Annotated in this window: 12 protein-coding genes; 8 read left to right on the top strand and 4 right to left on the bottom strand. The window is 72.6% G+C overall.

Annotated features, from left to right (window positions below):
• Nucleotides 1-436: 436 nt before the first annotated feature.
• On the bottom strand, nucleotides 437-2,128 hold the full coding sequence (locus EMA17_RS48840) for a long-chain-fatty-acid--CoA ligase (RefSeq protein ID WP_246127393.1): 1,692 nt from the start codon (nucleotides 2,126-2,128) through the stop codon (nucleotides 437-439).
• Between the two features lie 3 nt (nucleotides 2,129-2,131).
• On the opposite strand from EMA17_RS48840, the gene EMA17_RS48835 reads away from it, so the two are divergent.
• Nucleotides 2,132-3,757, top strand: coding sequence for an NYN domain-containing protein (locus tag EMA17_RS48835; protein ID WP_126643677.1), 1,626 nt, complete (start codon nucleotides 2,132-2,134; stop codon nucleotides 3,755-3,757).
• A gap of 76 nt (nucleotides 3,758-3,833) precedes the next feature.
• Here EMA17_RS48835 and EMA17_RS48830 read toward each other — a convergent pair whose 3' ends face one another.
• Nucleotides 3,834-5,036: a lipid-transfer protein gene (locus tag EMA17_RS48830; RefSeq protein ID WP_126643676.1), complete on the bottom strand. Its 1,203-nt coding sequence runs from the start codon at nucleotides 5,034-5,036 to the stop codon at nucleotides 3,834-3,836.
• Between the two features lie 121 nt (nucleotides 5,037-5,157).
• Entirely contained in the window at nucleotides 5,158-7,362 is a 2,205-nt protein-coding gene (locus EMA17_RS48825) for an acyl-CoA dehydrogenase family protein (RefSeq protein ID WP_126643675.1), read from the bottom strand.
• 195 nt (nucleotides 7,363-7,557) lie between these two features.
• On the opposite strand from EMA17_RS48825, the gene EMA17_RS48820 reads away from it, so the two are divergent.
• From EMA17_RS48820 to EMA17_RS48790, 7 genes are all read left to right on the top strand, one after another.
• Nucleotides 7,558-8,196, top strand: coding sequence for a class I SAM-dependent methyltransferase (locus EMA17_RS48820; protein ID WP_126643674.1), 639 nt, complete (start codon nucleotides 7,558-7,560; stop codon nucleotides 8,194-8,196).
• Between the two features lie 598 nt (nucleotides 8,197-8,794).
• Nucleotides 8,795-10,096 (top strand): hypothetical protein, encoded by a 1,302-nt coding sequence (locus EMA17_RS48815; protein WP_126643673.1) that lies wholly within the window; start codon nucleotides 8,795-8,797, stop codon nucleotides 10,094-10,096.
• On the top strand, nucleotides 10,086-11,192 hold the full coding sequence (locus EMA17_RS48810; protein WP_246127391.1) for an N-acetylmuramoyl-L-alanine amidase: 1,107 nt from the start codon (nucleotides 10,086-10,088) through the stop codon (nucleotides 11,190-11,192). Before EMA17_RS48815 ends, EMA17_RS48810 begins: the two co-directional genes overlap by 11 nt.
• Nucleotides 11,193-11,434: 242 nt before the next feature.
• Nucleotides 11,435-12,553 carry a hypothetical protein gene (locus EMA17_RS48805; RefSeq protein ID WP_126643672.1) on the top strand — a complete coding sequence of 373 codons (1,119 nt, stop codon included), beginning with the start codon at nucleotides 11,435-11,437 and terminating at the stop codon, nucleotides 12,551-12,553.
• A gap of 126 nt (nucleotides 12,554-12,679) precedes the next feature.
• A complete protein-coding gene (locus EMA17_RS48800) occupies nucleotides 12,680-13,717 on the top strand; it encodes a hypothetical protein (protein WP_126643671.1) in 1,038 nt (345 codons plus the stop codon).
• A 180-nt stretch (nucleotides 13,718-13,897) separates the two neighbouring features.
• A complete protein-coding gene (locus EMA17_RS48795) occupies nucleotides 13,898-14,773 on the top strand; it encodes a hypothetical protein (protein WP_126643670.1) in 876 nt (291 codons plus the stop codon).
• Nucleotides 14,774-15,021: 248 nt separating this feature from the next.
• On the top strand, nucleotides 15,022-16,035 hold the full coding sequence (locus EMA17_RS48790) for an LLM class F420-dependent oxidoreductase (RefSeq protein ID WP_126643669.1): 1,014 nt from the start codon (nucleotides 15,022-15,024) through the stop codon (nucleotides 16,033-16,035).
• A gap of 34 nt (nucleotides 16,036-16,069) precedes the next feature.
• Here EMA17_RS48790 and EMA17_RS48785 read toward each other — a convergent pair whose 3' ends face one another.
• On the bottom strand, nucleotides 16,070-17,893 hold the full coding sequence (locus EMA17_RS48785; protein WP_126643668.1) for a serine/threonine protein kinase: 1,824 nt from the start codon (nucleotides 17,891-17,893) through the stop codon (nucleotides 16,070-16,072).
• Nucleotides 17,894-18,167: the final 274 nt, after the last annotated feature.

Here is an 18,167-nt window from a genome sequence, read left to right as displayed (position 1 = left end):
CCCGCCGCTGCCGGGCCGGTTTTCGCCGAGCAACGCATCCGTCTCGTCGGGAGCTTCGGGTCTCGGAGCCCCCAACGCCGGCGGCGGCCGGCCCCGCGACCCGGACGGACGCCGCACCGGTCGGCCCGCAGCCAAAGTGCAGACATCCCACCCACTCCGGAAGGCCCTGGCGGACTCGACCGGACCGCCCTCCCGCTCCCCCGTCGCCGGCCAGCTCTCGCCGAGCAGCACGCCCGTCTCGTCGCGCGCCCCAGGGCTCGGAGCCCCGAACGCCGCCAGCGGTCCACGCCACGCGCCGGACCGGCCCCCGCACCGGTGCCCCGCAGCCGGAGCGCGGCGTGCCTGCTGGACGCGGTCCGGTCCGGCCCGGTCCGTTCGGTTGGCCGCCTGTGGGTGTCGGGTGTCGGGTGCGGGGCTTGGGTCCGGGGTGGGGTTGTCAGGTCTCGCGGGATATCAGGGACAGGATGTGGGTGCGGCCTCGGTCGGTGAAGGCTGTTTCCAGGGTTTTGCGGTCGGATTCGGTGAAAGGGCGGTATGGGGTGGTTCTGCCGGTTCGGGGTTCGCGCCACCAGATGGGGTCTGGGGTCGTGTGCCAGGCTTGGCGGGCCAGGACTCTGGTGAGGATCTTGTTCGTGCTGGTTTGTGGGAGTGCTTCGGCGATCCGGATGTAGCGCGGGTGCCAGGCGCGGGACAGGTCCGGCTGGGCCGCCAGCCAGTCCGCGAAGGCCGCCGGGTCGAAGGTTGCGCCCTCGCGCAGGACCAGGGCCGCCATCGCCTGGTCACCCGCCGCCTCGTCGGGCACGCCGTACACCGTCGCCACCGCCACGTCCGGGTGCCGGGACAGGATGCGGGCGACCGGCGTCGCGCCGAAGTTCTCCCCGTCGACGCGCAGCCACTCCCCTGTGCGGCCGGCGAAGAAGACCAGGCCGTCGTCGGTGCGGTAGGCGAGGTCGCCGCTCCAGTACCAGCCGTCGCGCATGCGCTGCGCGGTCGCCGCCGCGTTGTTGTAGTAGCCCTCGAAGGTGCCCGCGCCGCCGACGTTGACCAGTTCGCCGACCGCCGCCTCGGTGTTGGTCATCCGGCCCGCCGCGTCGAAGGCGGCCGGCGGGCACGGCTCGCGCGTGTCCGGGTTCAGGATCCGGATGTCGCCGTTCGGCCGGCCCAGCGCGCCCGGCGGCATGTCCGGGACCGGGCTGAACGACAACCCGCCCTCGGTCGAGCCGAACCCGTCCCGCACCGTGCAGCCGAACCGCCGGGCGAAGCGCTCGACGTCCTGCGGCCCGCCCTCGTTGCCGAACACGCGCGTCAGCGGGTTGTCCGCGTCGTCGGGGCGCTCGGGCGTGGCCAGGATGTACGACAGCGGCTTGCCCACGTAGTTGGCGTACGTGACCCCGAACCGTCGCACGTCCGGCAGGAATCCCGACGCGGAGAACCGCCGCCGCAACACCAGTTCCGCCCCGGCCGCCAGCGCCGGCGCCCAGCACGTGACCACCGCGTTGGAGTGGAACAGCGGCATCGCGCAGTAGGCCACGTCCGTCCCGTCCAACCGCTCCATGGCCACCACGCTCGCCCCCTGCCCGGCGATCTTGCCCTGCGAGCAGATCACCGCCTTGGGGTGCCCGGTCGTCCCGGACGTGAGGATCAGCATGAACGTGTCCTCGACCCCCGGCCGCTCGACCGGCGGCTCTGCCCCCGCGTACGGCTCCAGCGCCCGCGCCCAGGCCGGGTCGTCCACGCACAGCAGCCGGTCCGCCGGAAAGTCCGGTGCGGCGGTGCGCAGCTGCTCCAGATGCGCCGCGTCGGTGACGACGAGCGAGCAGTCGGTGTGGTCGATGTCGCGCGCCAACTCGGACCCGACCCGGGTCGGGTTCAGCCCCACGATCACCGCGCCGGACAGCGCCGCGGCGCCGAGCAGCAGCGGAAACTCGGGCACGTTCTCCAGCATCACCCCGATGTGCCACGGTCGACCCTCGACCCGCAGCGCACGCAGCAGGGCGGCTCGGCGCGCGGATTCCGCGACCACCTCGGCCCAGGTCCACGCCCGGTCCTCGTCGCGCAGACCGGCACTGTGATCCTCGGCCCGCTCGCGTAGCAGTGCGTCCAGTGTGATGCTCCAACGTCCAGACACGACATGGCTCCTGACGGGCAGACAGACAGACGGACAGGGCAGACAGACGGATGGATGGACGGACGGACGACGGGTGGACGGACGGACAAACCAACCGACGCACCTACATGGCACGATCAAGCTTCCGCTTCGCGCAACCTAACCCGCGTGCGCGCGGATCGGAAGACGGCCAAGATCGATACCGGACCGGAACCACACCGAATGTGGCCTCGCTTGCCCGCACGTGACGCGTCGGACAGATTGAAGCCGTACGCATCGGGGGAGGCAGGCATGGACATGAGTATGGATTCGGGCATACCAGGCAGAATTCGCAGCGCGCTTTTCCTTGACTTTGACAATATTTACAGCGGACTGCGGGAGACGGACCGCGCGTCCGCGGAGATTTTCGCTCGCAAACCGTCCCAGTGGTTGGAGTGGTTGGAGAACGAGGCGACCGAGCGCGGCCTGCGCCGATCGTTGCTCGTCCGCAACTGCTACCTCAACCCGGTGATGCACGACCGTTACCGGGCGTTCTTCACGCGGTCGGCCTTTCGCGTGATCGACTGCCCGCCGCTGACGGGCCGGGGCAAGAACAGTGCCGACATCCACATGGTGATGGACGTACTCGACACGCTCCAGCACTCGACCAGGTTCGACGAGGTGATCATCATGAGCGCCGACGCGGACTTCACTCCGGTCCTGCTGCGGCTGCGCAGCCACGACCGGCGCACGATGGTGATCGCCAGCGGTCCGGCCGCCCAGGCGTATGTCGCCGCGGGCGATGTGGTGATCAGCGACCAGGAGTTCATCGAGCGGGCGCTGCGCGACGAGATCGACGTGGCACCGGCCGACGAGGGGGTGCGCGAGCAGGTGATGGCGCACGTACGCGAGCAACTCGGCGGCTCCGAGGAGCCGATCGTGCTCGCCACCCTCGCCCACTCGGTGCTGCAACAGGTCGGTCGCGAACAGGTCACCCGCACCCGCTGGGGCGGCGCGGCCACCTTCTCCTCGCTGCTCGAACTGATGCTGGAGCAGGGCACCGACGAGAAGTTGTCGATCAGTCGGGTCCCACCCGGGTACATCTACGACCGCACCCGACATCAGCCGCCCTCGGCTCGTCCCAACGGCCAGGGTCGCATGGACCACCTGCGCGAGCCGGTCCGCGACCTGATCGACCGGGTGGCCACGGTCACCGGCGCGCCGCGGCTGTCCCCGGAGGAGTACCACGTGCTCTTCGCGGAGTTGCACGCCGAGGTCAGCGAGAACGGCTTCCAGGGCAACCAGACCTCGGGCGCGGTCCGCGACCGTTGTGCCGAGCGTATGCAGACCATCGCCCGCAAGGCGATCGCGTTCGTCACCACGGGCCTGGTCTACTCCGGCTACTGGTCCTCCACCGCACACCCGGTCGCCTCCGCCGACGACCTCGCCGTCGCCTTCCTACGCAACGTCGAGACGCTGTGCGCCAACGCCCGCCTCTACCTCAACGCCACCGAACGCGCCCTCCTGGCCGAATGGCTGCTCGGCACCGCGACCACGAACCACACGAGCACGAACCAGGCGGCTCCGAACCACGCGGGGGCCACGAACCACGCGGCCGCCGATCCCACCGCCGCCGACCTCACCGCCCTCCCCGGCGCCAACAGCGCATAGCCGGTCCGGCGGGTGCGACCCCGAGGGCGCACCCGCCGGACCGAAAAGGCGGCGGCCCACATCGGGGCCGCCCGCGCTAGAACTGCCCGCGCCGGTACAGCCCGACCACCGCGGCGCCGCCGAGCCCGATGTTGTGGGTGAGCCCGACCTTGGCGTCGGCGACCTGGCGGGCGTCCGCCAGGCCGCGCAGCTGCCAGCTGATCTCGGCGGCCTGGGCCAGCCCGGTGGCGCCCAGCGGGTGGCCCTTGGAGATCAGCCCGCCCGAGGGGTTGACCACCCAGCGCCCGCCGTACGTGGTGGCGCCCTCGGCGACCAGCTTGCCGCCCTCGCCCTCGCCGCACATGCCCAGCGCCTCGTACGTGAGGATCTCGTTGATCGAGAAGCAGTCGTGCAACTCGATCACGTCGACGTCCTCGATGCCCAGACCGGACTGCTCGAACACCTGCCGGCCGGCCGCCGCCGACATCGGCTTGCCGACCACGTCGATGCAGCTGTTCGAGGCGAAGCTCTCCTCGGTGTCGGTGGTCATCGACTGGGCCAGAATCTCGATCGCCTGCTCCTCCAGGCCGTGTTCGCGCACGAAGCGCTCGCTGACCACGACCGCCGCGGCGGCGCCGTCGGAGGTGGGCGAACACTGCAGCCGGGTGAGCGGCGAGTGGATCTCCTTGGCCGCCAGCACCTCGTCGAGCGAGTACTCGACCTGGAACTGCGCGTACGGGTTGTTCACCGAGTGCCGGTGGTTCTTGACCCCGACGTGCGCGATCTGCTCGGCCGTGGTGCCGTAGCGGGCCATGTGCTCGCGTGCCGCGTTGCCGAAGATCTGCGCGGTCGGCGGCGCGGTCATCGAGAACCCGTGCGCGTCGCCCATGATCTTGTAGTGCCGCGCCACCGGCGACGTGGAGAAGTCGCCCTCGCCGCCCCCGCCGAGCGAGCCGCGCTTCATCTTCTCGAAGCCGATCGCGAGCACACAGTCGTTCAGCCCGCCGGCGACGAACTGACGGGCCATCATCAGCGCGCTGGAGCCGGTCGCGCAGTTGTTGTTCACGTTGTAGACCGGGATACCGCTCAGGCCCAGCTCGTACACCGCGCGCTGACCGGCGGTGGACGCCTGGAAGCAGTAGCCGACCGGGGCCTGCTCCACCTTGTCGTAGCCGATGCCCGCGTCCGCGAGCGCCTTGCCGCCGGCCTCCTTGACCATGTCCCAGTACTGCCAGTCGCGGCTCTCCGGCTTCTCGAATTTGGTCATGCCGACGCCGACGATGAACGCCTTTTGTGCCATGTCGCCAACTCCTACGGAAACGGATCAGGAACGAGAACGAGAACAAAAACCGAAAACGCAATCGGACACCGGAACCGGGGACCGAAACCGGGACCGAAACCGGATCAGCGAACGACGAGAACTACTTCTCGCTCGGCTGCGGGTCCCTGGGCAGCCCGAGGATGCGTTCGCCAACGACGTTGAGCTGGACCTGCGTGGTGCCGCCCGCGATGGTCAGGCAGCGGCTCATCAGGAAGCCGAACGCCGCCTTCTGCCCGTCTCCCTCGTCCACCGCGCCCAGCGGGCCGAGCAGTTCGAGGCTCAGCTCGGACTCGCGCTGCTGGTGCGGGGTGCCGACGAGCTTGCGTACCGACGCCCCCGCGCCCGGCTCCAGCCCGGACAGCCGGGCCAGCGTGGTGCGCAGCTCGATCAGCGCCAGCGAGGACGCCTCGGCCACCAGCGCGCCCAGGCGCTCCCGGAAGCCGCCGTCCACGAACTCGCCCGCCGGGCCGTTCACCGCCGCGACCAGATTCGCGATGCCCGCGCCGAACGAGCTGCCCGCACCCATGTGCACCCGCTCGTTGCCGAGCGTGTTGCGGGCCACCTGCCAGCCGCCGTCGACCTCGCCGACGACCATCTCGTCCGGGACGAAGAGGTCTTCGAGGAAGATCTCGTTGAACATCGCCAGGCCGCTGATCTCCTTGAGCGGACGGATGTCCAGCCCCGCCGAGGCCATGTCCACGACGAAGTACGTCAGCCCCTCGTGCTTGGGCTTGTCCGGCGAGGTGCGCGCGAGCAGGATGCCCCACTGCGACTCGCGGGCCCGCGAGGTCCACACCTTCTGGCCGTTGATCAGCCAGCCGCCCTCGGTCCGGGTCGCACGCGTGGAGATCGCGGCCAGGTCGGAGCCCGCGCCCGGCTCGGAGAACAGCTGGCACCACTGGATCTCGCCGCGCAGCGTCGGCGGCGCGAACCGCTCCTGCTGGGCCTGCGTCCCGTACGCGATCAGCGACGGGATCACCCAGTTGCCCATGGTGATGTCCGGCAGCCGCACGCCGAGCGCCTTCATCTCCTGCTGGATCACCAACTGCTCGACCGGTCCGGCCCCGATGCCGTACGGCTTGGGCAGGTACGGCGCCGCATAGCCCAACGGGGCGAGCCGCGCGCGCTGTTCGGCCCCGGACTCGCCGGCCACCTCGGCCAGGATCGCCCGCGCGGTGTCGCGCAGCCGCTCCGCCTCCTCGGGCAGGTCCAGGACCAGGTCCCGGCGCGCACCGGCGCTCGCCAGCTCGGTCACCCGCAGCCGCCAGTACGCGGCGGGCCCCGCGTACTGCCGCAGGGTCAGCCCCCGGCGCAGGTAGATGTGCGCGTCGTGCTCCCAGGTGAAGCCGATGCCGCCGAGGATCTGTACACAGTCCTTGGTCGTGGTGAAGGCCGCCTCGATCGCGTACGTGGCGGCGATCGCGGCGGTCAGCGACCGGGTCGGCGCGTCCGAGCCCGCGTCGAACGCCCGCGCCGCGTCCCAGGTGACCGCGCGCGACTGCTCGACCCGGACCAGCATGTCCGCGCACAGGTGCTTGATCGCCTGGAACTGCCCGATGGGGCGGCCGAACTGCTCGCGCACCTTGGCGTATTCGGTCGCCGTGTCGAGCGCCCACGCGGCCACGCCGCACGCCTCGGCGGACAGCAGTACGGCCGCCAGGTCACGGGCCAGGGCCTCGTCCACACCGGCCAGCACCCGCGTGGCCGGGACCACGGTGTCCACCGTCACCTCGGCGCTGCGCCGGGTCGGGTCCACGCTCTTGAGCGCCCGCACGTCGACGTCCGGCGCGTCCACCGCCACGTACACCGCCGTGCCGTCGGCCCGGCGGGCGGCCAGCACCAGCACGTCGGCGAGCGCGCCGCCCAGGATCGGCGTGGCCACCCCGCTCACCCGCAGCCCGCCCGCCTCCTCGGCGGCCGTCACGGTGCCGGGGCCGGTCGCGACCGCGCCGGTCAGGGTGCCGTCGACCAGGCCGGGCAGCAGCTCCTTCGCCGCGTCGCCGCCGTCGGCCTGCAGCAGCGCCGAGGCCAGGACGGTGGGCAGGAACGGGCCGGGGAGCATGCCGAGGCCGGCCTGCTCGAGGGCCACCGCGGTCTCGACCAGGCCGTAACCGGCGCCGCCGAACTCCTCGGCGACATGCATCCCGAGCAGGCCCTGCTCGGCCAGGGCCGCCCAGTGTCCGGGGCGCTCCTCGCCGTCCGCCTCCAGGACCCGGCGCACCTCCTGGATGGGTGCAACACGTTGCACCCATCCGCGTACCGATTCCGCCAGGGAGCGATGCTCCTCCGTGATGCCGATGGCCATATCGCGCCTTCCATGACTTCCGTGACTCGGTCCAGTACTTGCGATAGTAGAACCCGTTTCAATTGTTGGGGACCCCGATGTGGCCCCCGACACGGTGGCGCGGGGGCGGCTGCGGCAGCATGGGGTCCGGCCGGCCGACGGCGGCCCGGCGGTGTACCGACCCGGCCCGCGTGGTCCGACCCAGGAGATCCCGACATGAGCACCATCGACCCCGCCGTGCGGGCCGCGTTCGAGGCCGCCACCGGATTCATGCCGGCCGACGAGGGCGACGCGCTGTACGCCGCGGCGGTCCAGGCGGCCCGGGTCGGCCCGCTGGTCGAACTGGGCACGTACTGCGGGCGTTCGACGATCCTGCTCGCCGCGGTCGCGCGCGACGCCGGCACGGTGGTGGTCACCCTCGACCACCACCGCGGCTCGGAGGAGCAGCAGCCCGGCTGGGAGTACCACGACCCGAATCTGGTCGACGCCGAACTGGGCGTGATGGACACGCTGCCGACGTTCCGCCGCACGCTGTACCGCAGCGGGCTCGAACCGTACGTGGTGGCCCTGGTCGGACACAGCCGGACGATCGCCCCGCTGTGGAACACCCCGGTGGGCCTGGTGTTCATCGACGGCGGGCACACCGACGAACACGCCCGGGGCGACTACGAGGGCTGGGCACCACACGTCGCGGTAGGCGGACTGCTACTGATCCACGACGTGTTCCCGAACCCCGCCGACGGCGGCCAGGCCCCACACCGAATCCACCAACGCGCCCTCGCCTCCGGCGCATTCGAAGAACTCCCAGGCCAAGGCTCCCTACGAGTACTACGCCGCGTGGCAACCGGAATCTGACCAAGCAACCCAACCCAACCCCACACACCCCCATGGCGCGTCAGCGCCCACGCCCCAGGCCGCCCACGCGATCGACGCGCGCAGCGCGGAGAGCGGCGGAGCCGCGAAGTGTGGGCTGGGCGACCCGGAGCGAAGCGGAGGGGCGCACAGCCCCGAGCGAGGGGCCGCTTTTTCTTGGAGGAGCGAAGCGGGGGAAAGAAAAAGCGGCCCCTCGCGAGCCGGCGCGGAGCGCCCAACAAAAAGCAACGCCGCGAACACGACTCCGGCCCCGCTCCACTCCCTGACTCCGCCCCCGACTCCGCCCTCCCGACTCCGGCGCCCCCGTTCCGCCGCCCCACTCCCCCCTCCCCACTCCGCCCTCCCCACCCCACCCCCACCCCCACATCGCCCCCTGCCGACCCAGCGCGCCCCCAGCCACCCCCACCCCACCCCACCCCACCCCAAAGGCACATCCACGTAAGATCCGCGCGCCCCACCCACCACCCGACGTCAAGATCGATTCGAGCCTGATTCGATTCCCGAAAGCAATCCGTTCCGGTCCCGCGCGGCTCCCGTTTGCTGGGACAATGCCCATCCGGAAGGACGCGGGGGGATGGTCATGTCCGATCAGCATCAGCACGACGACGCGCCCGGCGAACCCGCGGCGGGCGGCGAGCGGTTCGAGACGGTGTGGGACCGGACGGCCAACGGCGGCGTGGGCGGCTGGGTGCGCCGCCGGATCACCGCCGGCCCGACCGCCGTGAACCCGGGCGCGCCGCCGCGTCCGCATCACGAGCCCACCGCCCACCTGCCGGCCGCCACGCCGCCGGCGCGGCCCGGCACGCCGCCACCCGCGCCGCCCGACGAGCAGGACACCGTCGACAACCCGGCGGCGGCCCGCGGCATGCCCGCCGGCCCGCCACCGCCGGGGTGGCCGGTTTCCACCCCGCCCCTGGTGTCCACCCCGCCCCGGGTATCCCCCGAGCCGCCCGCCGTCCCCCCGCCGCCGCTGCCGCGCCCGCCCGTGCCCCCGAACTCGTCGGCGCCGACCGCGGACTGGTACCGGCAGGAACCCGGCGCCGCGCACACCCCCGTCCACGGCGTCCCGGGCGGTCACGCCGACCACGGCGTCCCGCCGGCCCGCGACGTCCCGGCCGCCCCGGACTGGTACCGCGGCGCCACCCCGCCGGCCCCCGGCCCGCTCTCGCCCACCCCGCCCGGCCCCTCGTTCGAGCGCACCCTGCTGTTCATCGTGGCCGCGGTCGTCCTGGTCGCCGCCGTCGGCACCCTGTTCGCCCTGAAGCCGTGGGCGGAGGACGACAAGGCGCCGGCCGCCCACGGCTCACCGAGCGTGGGATCCACCGCCGGCTCGCCCTCCCCCTCCGGCGAAGCGGCGGGTGCCCAGCCGGGCGCCCCGTCGACCCCGCCGCCGGCCCGACAGAGCACGATCACCACCCCGCCGCCCGCGAGCCCCACTCCGGATGCCCGCACCCAGGCCGCCGCGTTGGACACCCTGCTCTCCCGCAGCGGTTCGTCCCGGCAGTCGGTGATCGACGCGGTGAACAACGTCGGCTCCTGTTCGTCGCTGGCCGCGTCCCGCTCCGCGCTGCTCGACGCCGCCGCGCAACGCGACCAACTGGTCACCCAGTTGGACTCGATGCGCTTCGACGAAGCCCCCGAACTCCAGGCCGCCGCACCGACGTTGCGCACCGCGTGGACCGCCTCCGCGCGTGCCGACCGATCGTTCGCCGCATGGGCGCAGTCCGCGGCCGACTCGGGCTGTCCGGGCACCCGGGCGCTCTACGACGAGGGCGCCACGATCAGTTCCGAGGCGTCCACCGCGAAGAAGTCGTTCGTGACGACCTGGAACGCCGTCGCCTCGCGCTACGGCCTCACGTCCAGGAGTGAACTTGACCTCTGACCGCCGCGACGATCGTGGTCGTCCCGACGACCCCGGCCCCCACCACCCCCGTCACCCGGCCGCCGCCGACCCCTTCGGCCACGCGCCGGCGCGGGAGGCCCGGATCGAGGCGGCGACCGACCGGCTGCGCCGCCGGCGGCGGATCACCCTGACCGTGGCCGCCCTGGCACTGGCCGCCGCCGGCGCCGGCACCATCGCGGTGGCCTGGCCCGGCGGGCACGACGCGGCGCGCACCGAGGCCGCCCACACCCGGTCGGCGACCGGGGCCGGCGACCCGCCGAGTACGCCCCGCGCCGCACCGGCCGACGGCGCACCCGCCCCGAACGCGACCACCTCGACCGGCGAACCCCCGCCCGCCGCCCCGGCGGAGCCCCCCGCGACCGCGGCGGTCCCGCCCCCGCCCCGCGCCGGCGGCGGACTCCCGCTGTCGGGGCGGGTGGTGGTGCTGGACCCGGGCCACAATCCGGGCAACGGCGGCCATTCCCGCGAGATCAACAAGCAGGTGTACGCGGGCGGGCTGACCAAGGAGTGCGACACCACCGGCACCGAGACCAACCAGGGTTACACCGAGGCCGAGTTCACTCTCGATGTGGCACACCGCGCGAAGCGGTTGCTGGAGGCCCAGGGCGCCACCGTGGTGTACACGTGGGAGACCGAGGCGTGGGGGCCGTGCGTCGACGCGCGGGCGGCGCGGGGCAACACGGCGAAGGCGGACGCCGTGGTGTCCATCCACGCCGACGGCGGCCCGGCCGGCGGCCGCGGCTTCCACGTGATCCTGCCCGCCGCGGTCAAGGACGAGAACGTGGACACCACGCCGATCCTGGCGCCCTCGCGCGCCCTCGGCGGCCTGCTCGCCAAGGCCTTCCGGGCGGCCACCGGCACCTCCCCGGCCACCTACCTGGGCACCGACGACGGGCTGGTCACCCGTACCGATCTCGGTGGACTGAACCTGTCCACCCGACCCAAGGTGTTCATCGAATGCGGCAACATGCGCAACGCGTCGGACGCCGCGCAGTTCACCGACCCGAACTGGCGCGAGCGCGCCGCGTCCGGGATCGCGACCGGGATCACGGCCTATCTGTTGAAGGGGACGTGAGCCACGAGTCCCCCGTCCCCTAGGGTCGTTGCGATCGTCCCGCCGCGCGTGCGCGGCGGTGACGCTCCCCGGTTCGCGACGTCCACGTGCGCCGGGCACCGCCGGACGGTTCCCGGTCGGGCAACGGACCACCGCGAGCCGCACGATCGGGCCCGGCGCGAGCCGCCCACGCACCGCACGTCGCCCGGCGCACCCCGCGCCGTCGGCGTCACGTCCCCCTCCGTATCGCCAAAGGAGCAACGTTGAACCGGAAAGGGATCACGAGGGGCGATGCGATCGTCATTCTCGCGATCGTCCTGATCTTCATCTTCTCGTTCTTCAAATACTACGAAGTCAGCGCCACCTCCCACGGCAGCAGCAACATCGGCAGCGACGACGGGGACCTGCTCGGCGGCGGCCGCAGCGAGTCCAAGAGTTGGAACGCCTGGACGGTCGACTTCTATCCGCTGATGCCGGCCGTCGTCCTGGTGCCGCTGCTCGCCCTGCTGCTCCTGGTGATCGGCCGTTTCACCGCGCAGCCGGACAAGCCGGCCCTGGGCCTGGCCCCGCGCCAGTGGGCGATCGCGCTCGGGGTCTCCGGCGCGATCAGCGGCTTCTTCGCCCCGTTCGGGGCCGGCGGCATGATCGGCGACATCGTCAAGGACTCGGCCCCGTCGCGCTACTCGGTCGATTCCGGACCCACCGTCTTCGCCTGGCTGATGATGGTGGCCGGACTGGTCGCGGCGCTGTTCCTGATCATCGGCGACCGCATCCCCAGCCTGACGTCACCGCTGTTCAGCCCGGTCCCGCAGCAGCCGTGGGGCTACCCGCCGAACGCCACCGGCGGCTACCCGGCCCCGCTCGACCCGAACACCGGCCTGCCGATGGCGATCGACCCGAACACCGGCTACCCGCTGCCGAACGCCACCGGCGGCTATCCCGCGCCGCCCGGCTACCCGGCGACGGGGGTGGGCACCGCCGCGCCGATCGCCGGCGTCCCCGCGCACATGCCGCCGCCGGACCCGTCCGGGTCGACCGCCGCGGTTGCCGAGGCAGCGGCCGGCACCGCCGCGCCGGTCACCGGTGCACCCGTCACCGGCGCACCCGTCACCGGCGCACCGGGCGCCGTCGAGTCCGGCACCGGCGGCCGACCCGCGGCCGAGACCGGCCCGCAGCCGCCGGAGTTCGCCCAGTTCTGGTTCGCCGTGCCCGAGGCCCGACCGCTGGCCCCCACCGAGGGCCTGTCCAAGACCCCGGTGGCCACCCTGCGGACGGGCCAGTGGTACCTCGCCGTCGCCCCCCACCCGGGCGGCGTCCTGGTCGAGGCCGACGGCGTCCGCGGGGTCCTGAGCGACGTCTCCGGAATCCAACGCGGAGAATGACGGTATGTCAGGCCCCGGTGCCGGTGCGGGCGACCGTACCGGCACCGGGCCGCGACGCGACGGCCGCGGTCCGTCGCGACACGCGCATGTCCACGCAGTACGAAAGCCCCGTCAGGGAGGAGCACGATGCCACGCAAAGGCGTCACCCGAGGTGATCTGATCGTCGCGGTGGCGGCGATCGGAGTTCTGGTCTTCTCGTTTCTCCCCTGGTACACGGTGACCGCCAAGGGCAGAGATCTCACCGAGGGCACCACCCATTACTCGGCGTGGATCGGCGACTTCACACCGCTCGCGCCGGCCGTCGTGCTGCTGTCCTCGATCTCGCTGGTGCTGCTGCTGATCGGCCGGTACACCTTCCGTCCCGGCTCGCCGCCGACCGAGATCCAGTTCGCCGGGGTCGCCCTGCGGCAGTGGGGCGTCGTGCTCGGCGTGGCGTCGGCGTGGAGCGCGGCGTGGGCCGTGCTGGGCGCGGACGGCGGCTACGACAAGCTGGCCCGCACCGCGCAGCGGATCGCCCGCTCGGGCGGCGACTCGCAGGCGACCGTGGACGCCGCGCACGGCTGGGGCGCGTGGGGGCTGGCCGGGTTCGCCGTGCTGCAGGCCCTGTTGCTGCTCACCGTGGACCGGATCGGCGGGCTGAACGTGCCGCTGGTACGCCCGCGCGAGGCCGGCTGGTCCGGCTACCCCGGCGGCGGCTTCCCCGGCGCGCCCGGCGGCTATCCGCCCGGCCCGCCCGGAACCGGTGGCTTCCCGGTACCGCCTCCGGTCGCGCCGCCCGTGTACGGCCCGTCGGGCAACACTCCCCCGCCGCAGACCCCGCCGATGCAGCCGCCGGCGATGCAGCCTCCGGTGCTGCTGCTCAAGTCGGACGACTCCGCGGCGAATCCGGCGATCGGCGCCGACCGGGTGCCGGCCGCCACGGCCGGGGACGTTCGGGACTCGGCGGCGGATTCGGGCGATCCGGGCACGTTCGAACAGTACTGGCTGGCCGTGCCCGAACCCCGCACGCTGCGGCCGCTCGACGTCTCCGGCGCCGCGCCGGCCACGCTGCATCCCGGGGTCTGGTACCTCGCGGTGGGCGTGCGCGACGACGGCATCGTCATCGACATCGACGGTGTCCAGGGAGTGTTGACCGACCTGACGGGCATTCAGCGCGGCGAATAGACATCCGTGGAAAATGCCCCCATACGGTGTGTCGTATGGGGTCGGGGTACAGATCGTTCGCCCGTCTGGCACAGTGTCCCCGGACCAATGCACCGAGGACGCGCGGGGGCGATGCCGGTGGCACGACTTGGGTCGCCCCCGTACGCTGTCGGCGCCCATCCCCCTCGGGAGGAGTATTCAGTGGACGTCAGAAAGCTCTCGCGTGGCGACGCGGTCATCGGGGTCGCCGCCGTGCTCATCTTCATTTTCTCGCTCTTCGACTACATCGGCTTCAAGAGCGAGATTCGCGGCGTCGACGGCGCGGCGAGCGCCTGGTCGGGCGACGTGGCTCCGGTCATCTTCGCGTGCGTGTTGACCCCGATCATCGCCGGTGTGCTGTTCATCCTCGGCGGGCTGATGCCGCAGCTGCGGGAGAAGCAGATCCTCGGGCTGACCGCTCGTCAGTGGGCCCTGCCGCTCGCGGTGGTCTCGCCGATCAACGCCCTGTGGTCGATCGGCCGCGCCTCCGACGGCCTGGAGATGAAGGCCGGCGGAATTCTCGTCATCCTGTCCGTCCTCGTGCTCAGTGGTGCCCTGATCGCCACCAGCGTGGTGCCGGCCCTCCAGGCGCCGCTGCTCGGCGCGGGCGGTCCGAGTGCGGGTCAGGCCAACCAGTACGGTGGCCCGCAGAGTCAGCAGCAGTTCGGCGGTGCGCCCTACGGCGGACCGCAGGGCCCGCAGGGTCAGCAGCAGTTCGGCGGCGCCCCGCAGCAGGGTGGCTTCGGCGGCCCGGCCCCGCAGGGCCCCCAGGGGCCGCAGGGCGGCTTCGGCGCCCCGGGCCCGCAGGGCCCCGGTGGTGGGCAGCAGCCCGCCCCGGGCGGTGCGCCGTTCCAGCCCTTCTGGTTCTCGGTGCCGGACTCGCGCCCGATGCTGGACGAGCACACCAACCAGGAGAAGGGCGTGCTGAACACGGGCGTCTGGTACCTCGCGGTGGCCGAGCACCCGAACGGCCTGCTCGTCGAGGTCGACAACGTGCGCGGCGTGCTCCAGAACACGATGGGCATCCAGCGCTCGTGACACCGGTGCTCCCGAGGAACCGGTGATACCGAGACCCCGCGAACAGACACAGGCAGGGGCGTCGTCCACTTCGGACGGCGCCCTTTCGCCTGTCCGCGGGCGGGTCGACCGGGTCGCCGGGGGAGGCGGCCTCCCCGAAAAGTAAAACGTGTTCTAGTCTGCGGAGGCGATTCACCGCGCCGCGTCACGCCGCGTCGCGCGATTCCGTACGACATCGGGCAACCGTGGGCAAACGTGGAGGTACCGCCATGAGGCTGGGTCTGACGTTCGGGTACTGGGGCCGAGGCCCGTCCGCCGACTTCGTCGAGACGGCGCGCGAGGCCGAACGCCTCGGCTTCGACTCGGTCTGGACCGCCGAGTCCTGGGGCTCGGACGTGTTCACCCCCCTGACCTGGATCGCGGCCAACACCTCGCGGATCGCACTGGGTACCGCCGTCACCCAGATGACCGCCCGCACCCCCACCGCGACCGCGATGCACGCGTTGACCCTGGACCACCTGTCCGGCGGTCGGATGATCCTCGGCCTCGGGCTCTCCGGGCCGCAGGTGGTCGAGGGTTGGTACGGGCGGCCGTTCCCGAAGAGCCCGCTGACCTTCACCCGCGAGTACGTGGACGTGATCCGCCAGGTACTGCGCCGCGAGGGGCCGGTGGTGGCCGAGGGCCGCTACGCGCGGCACCCGTACACGGGCGAGGACGGCAGCGGACTCGGCAAGCCGCTCAAGTCGATCACCCACCCGCTGCGCGCGGACCTGCCGATCTTCCTCGGCGCCGAGGGACCGAAGAACGTGCACCTGACCACACGGATCGCGGACGGCTGGCTGCCGTTGCACTGGGCGCCGACCCGTCCCGAGGTGTACGCGGACGCGCTGCGGGACAAGCCGGCGGGCTTCCGGATCGCGCCGATGGTGCAGGTGGCGCTCGGCGACGACGTCGAGCGGGCGATGTTCCCGATCAAGGCGGCGATGGGCTTCTACGTCGGCGGGATGGGCGCGAAGAACAAGAACTTCCACGCGGACCTGATGCGCCGCTTCGGCTATGCCGAGGAGGCGGACCGGATCCAGGAGTTGTTCGCGGCCGGCAAGCGCGACGAGGCGATCGCCGCGGTACCGAGCGCCTTCGTCGACGAGATCGCGCTCGTCGGCCCGGCGGCCCGGATCCGCGAACGTTTCGCCGCCTGGGCCGCCGACCCGCACGTCACCGACATGATCGTCACCACCCGCGACCCGGAGGCCCTTCGCCTGCTGGCCGACCTCGCGTCCTGACCCGAGCCCGCGCCGGCCGGTCGGCGTCCCCGGTCTACGTCACCGTCGACATGCACAGTTCCTGCCCCCGGGAGGGCAGCGGATAGTAGACCGGGGATCGGCCGGGGCAGGTGGTGCCGGTGGACGAGGGCGTCGGATGGATCTCGTCGATCCGCAACCGGCCCTGGCCGTCCCGTCGGAAGGCGCCCTGGCACGGTACGAGCGCGGCCAGGAAAGCCCACTGCCGCCCGTCGCGCACCTCCGCCGGCACACACTCGCCGGGTCGGAAGATCCGCTCCAGGCACAGCGCGGGCTGCCCGGACACGATCGGCCACCGGCTGCGCCCGTCGGTACTCATGCAGTCCGCCGTGCCGCCGCCGGCCGAGGTACGGGCCAGCACCCGCTGCCGCGCCGCCGGATCCTCACAGGGCAGCGTGCGCGGTCCGACGGGCTGCCAGGTCGGCGATCCGTCACCGGCGAAGTCCACGCAGGCCCCGACCTGTACCGAGGCCACGAAGGCCGCGACCGGATCGCCGGAGCCGGCGGTCGGCACCCCGGCGGGCCCCATCGCCCCGCGCTCCCGATCCTCGCGCCCCCGCTCGTAGGCGACTCCGGCCAGCAGCCCGCCGACCAGCGCGATCACCACGAGCGCGGCCACCAGTACCCAACTGGCCCCACCACCCTCGTGCACCTCGGCCGGCTCGGGCAGGTCGTAGGGGTCCTGCCGATCGTCGCTGTCGTCGATCCGCGGCACCATCGCCTGGACGATCTTGGCGAGTTGCATCGTCTCGGCGGTCTCGGGGGCACCGGTGCCGTCGGGTTCGGGCGCGGGCTCGGCCGACTTCGCCGGGGTCGGCGCGGCGGCCTTCGGGTCCGATCCGGCCTCGCCCGACGGTCGCGGTTCCACCGGGTCCGGGATCGTCCCGGCGTCGGCCGACTCGTCGGCCTCGGCGACATCCGCCGCCGAGTCGACGGGCTCGTCCCGCTCGACCGGCTCGGCCGGCCCGAGGCGGTCCGCGAGGGGCACGGTCGGCGGGTCGCCGACCAGGCGACCGCGCCGGTGGTACGCGTCGATCAACTCCAGGGCGGCGCCCGGAAGCCACGAGGCGGCCCCGTAGGCCCCCTCCCGAGCCGTCGACGCCCCGGCGGCCCCGTCCAGCAACTCCCGCGCCGTGGGCCGATCCTCCGGATCACGCGCCAGGCAGGACCGGATCAGGTCGGCGACCTCGTCCGGTACATCGGCCAGTTCGGGCTCACCGGCCGCCACGCTCCGCCGAATCGCCGCCTCCCCCACACCGGAGTGCGGAGCGTGTCCGGTCGCCGCGAAACACAGCAGCGCACCGAGCGCGTAGACGTCGGAAGCCGGCACCGGCTCCTCCCCGCGCGCCTGTTCGGGCGCGAGGTAGCCGGGCGCGGCGAGCGGAGCGTCCGGGCCCGCGCCCGTGATCCCGAATCCGGTCACCCTCGGCCCGTCGGAGGCCACCACGATCTGCGCGGGCCGCAGGTCCCCGTGCACCAACGACGCCTGATGGATCGTCACCAGCCCCTCGGCGATCCCGGCGGCGAGCCAGCGCACCGCGTCGGGCGTCAACGGCCCACACGAGATCACCAGGTCGGCGAGCGACGGCGCCGGCACGTACGCCGAGGCCACCCACGGACCGCTGGCCGCCCCACCGCTGCCGATCACCTCGACCACACCGGGCCCGCGCACCTTCTGCGCGCGCTTGATCCCCTGCTGCTCGCCGTACAACATCCGCACGGCCATCGGCCGCCCGGCTCCGGTCCGCGCCAGATACACCCAACCGGGACTACCAACCCCCAACAGCCCCACCACCGTGTAGGGCCCTATTCGATCCCCAGGCTCCAACCCAGCCGCCATACCCACCTCGTCACCCGAACACCAGTCCCCCCCTGGTCAAACCCTATTGCCGCAACCAAACCCCCCAAGACCACGGTCCACCCGAACCCAAGCCCCAAGCCCGCGAGGCACCCGAAACGGGAGGCGCGGGCGGGAGCTGGGCCGGACGGGTAGACGCAGTCGCGAGGCGAGCCGAACGGGAAGGCGCACTCGCGCGCCGAACCGAACGGCAAGACACACCCGCGCGCCAAACCGAACCGGGAGACGCACCCGGGCACCGAACCGAACGGCAAGA

This window comes from Embleya hyalina (assembly GCF_003967355.1).
Classification (GTDB): domain Bacteria; phylum Actinomycetota; class Actinomycetes; order Streptomycetales; family Streptomycetaceae; genus Embleya; species Embleya hyalina.
The sequence above is the reverse complement of the archived record's forward strand: the minus strand, read 5'-3'. Positions and strand labels throughout refer to the sequence as shown.